The 771-nt window shown below is 55.8% G+C and carries 1 protein-coding gene; it reads left to right on the forward strand.

Annotated elements, in window-relative coordinates:
• On the forward strand, positions 1-267 hold a 267-nt coding region (locus PORUE0001_RS09510), incomplete at its 5' end, for a T9SS type A sorting domain-containing protein (RefSeq protein ID WP_007366234.1).
• Positions 268-771: the final 504 nt, after the last annotated feature.

Raw genomic sequence — 771 nt, forward strand, 5'->3', positions numbered from 1 at the left:
AAGGCAACGTTTGTGGATCACACGGGCGTGGAGACGACCGTCACGCAGCGGATGCAGCTCTACCCGAATCCAGCGACTGACTATCTGCTCGTGGAGGGTGTAGCTCCTGCCAGCGAGGTGACGCTCCACAGCATGACAGGCGAGCGGCTCTATGCCGGTCGTGCGGATAGCCGTGGCGTGCTACAGATTGACCTGACACCCTATGCGGACGGGGTTTACCTGGTCTGCGTAGCGGGCGAGACTTACCGCGTAGTGGTAAGGCACTAGAATCAAAAAAGGGGCGAACGATGATTCGCCCCTTTTTTGATTAGAGGTTAGACTTTAGAAGTTAGAGGTTAGGGGTTAGAAGGGAGAGGAAATCGGAGCAATCGGAGCGATCAGAGTGATCGGAGGGATCGGACGAGTAACGGCTGTAGGGACGCACGGTCGTGCGTCCGTTGTCGAACGACGAGACGAGTAGCCCTGTGTAGGGACGCTCGGTGAGTATCTAGTGGGAGGGCGTCCGTACCCGTTAAAGATTACGATGACCAGTTTGTATGATGACTGGGTTATACGTCTCGCCTTGACACAACGGACGCTCGACCGAGCGGCCCTACAACCGTTACTCGTCTCGCTTTAACGAGAACGGACGCTCGACCGAGCGTCCCTACAACCGTTACTCGTCTCACTTTAACGGGGACGGACGCTCGACCGAGCGTCCCTACAACCGTTACTCGTCTTGAGCGCGTTTACAAAGGGCTATTCGTAAGATTTGCCGGAGCTTGTTTTTTT

The organism is Porphyromonas uenonis 60-3 (assembly GCF_000174775.1).
GTDB lineage: Bacteria > Bacteroidota > Bacteroidia > Bacteroidales > Porphyromonadaceae > Porphyromonas > Porphyromonas uenonis_A.